Source organism: Gordonia araii NBRC 100433 (assembly GCF_000241265.1).
In the GTDB taxonomy this organism is placed as follows: Bacteria; Actinomycetota; Actinomycetes; order Mycobacteriales; family Mycobacteriaceae; genus Gordonia; species Gordonia araii.
On record NZ_BAEE01000024.1, the window covers coordinates 1 to 1,461 of the forward strand.

General features: G+C 62.6%; 1 protein-coding gene. It reads left to right on the plus strand.

What is annotated here, in order from left to right; translation table 11 throughout:
- Positions 1-121: 121 nt before the first annotated feature.
- On the plus strand, positions 122-1,420 hold the full coding sequence (locus tag GOARA_RS04090) for an IS256 family transposase (protein ID WP_138947531.1): 1,299 nt from the start codon (positions 122-124) through the stop codon (positions 1,418-1,420).
- Positions 1,421-1,461: the final 41 nt, after the last annotated feature.

Genomic DNA, 1,461 nt, shown 5'->3' on the forward strand with positions numbered 1-1,461 from the left:
CGTGTCAGATGGTCTGTGTAAGCGGTGAGGTCAATCCTGAAGGGAAACCGCTGTAGTGACTGTCAATCATGATGTGAGTGTGGATGATTCGCGTGAGGAGCAACGGCGCCGGCAGACCGAGATGGCCAACGAGCTGGTCATGTCGGGTGCCCTGGATGAGGTGTTCGCCCGTATCGATGCCGGCGAGCCGGTCGGCGGGCAGGACGGCCTGCTGAACTCGCTTCTCAAAGCTACTCTCGAACGAGGTCTGAATGCCGAGCTGACCGAGCATCTCGGCTATGAGGCCGGAGACCCGGATGCGGCGTCGTTTCCGAACTCCCGCAACGGATACGGCACTAAAACCGTGGCGACCGAGGTCGGTGATGTGGCGTTGTCGGTCCCGCGGGACCGGGACGGCAGTTTCACTCCGATGCTGGTCCGCAAAGGCCAACGCCGCCTCGACGGCTTGGATGCGATGATCGTCTCGCTGTACGCGGGCGGGATGACCATCCGCGATATCGCCCATCACCTCGCGTCGACGATCGGCACCGAGTTGTCGCACGAGACGATCAGCAAGATCACCGAGGAGGTCGCCGACGAGGTCATCAAGTGGCAGCAACGTGATCTGGAAGCGCTGTATCCGGTCATCTACTTGGATGCGATCATGGTCAAGATCCGCGATGGCGGGCACGTGCGCAACAAGGCCGCTCACCTCGCCGTCGGGGTCGATATGGACGGCGTCAAGCACGTCCTGGGGATCTGGATTCAGCAGACCGAGGGCGCCACGTTCTGGGCGGCGGTGTGCGCGGAGCTGCGCAATCGTGGGGTCGCCGACGTGTTGATCGTGTGCTGCGACGGTCTGACCGGGTTCGCCGAGGCCGTGGAGGCCACCTGGCCGCAGGCGACCGTTCAGACGTGTGTGGTGCACCTGATCCGGGCATCGATGCGGTTCGTCGGCTACGGCGACCGCAGATCCGTCGCCGGGTTGCTCAAGCCGATCTACCAGGCCCCGACCGAGCAAGCGGCGTTGGACGCATTGGATGCGTTCGCCGACTCCGACCTCGGTCGTAAGTACCCGTCGGCGGTCAAGACGTTCCGGGATGCGTGGGAGCGATTCGTTCCGTTCCTGGCGTTCCCGCCGGAGTTGCGGCGGGTCATCTACACCACCAACAGCATCGAATCGCTGAACTATCAGCTGCGGAAGGTCACCAAGAACCGTGGGCACTTCCCCAACGATGCGGCGGCGATGAAGCTGCTGTGGCTGGCGATCGGCAACATCGAAGACAAACGCGCCCGCGACCGAGCCAAGGAACGCGGCCTGCCCGCCGCCAAACGACGCGCCTCCGGACGACTGGTCGAAGGCGCGGTAACCACCAACTGGAAACGCGCGCTCGAGCAACTCTCCCTCGCCTATCCAGAACGTATCAACCATCACCTATAAATCGAATACCTGATCGACTTACACAGAAAAGTTGACAAGCT

Excerpts from the sequence above, each read along its gene's own strand:
- GOARA_RS04090 (WP_138947531.1), top strand. The coding sequence starts at position 122 with ATGGCCAACGAGCTGGTCATGTCGGGTGCCCTGGATGAGGTGTTCGCC.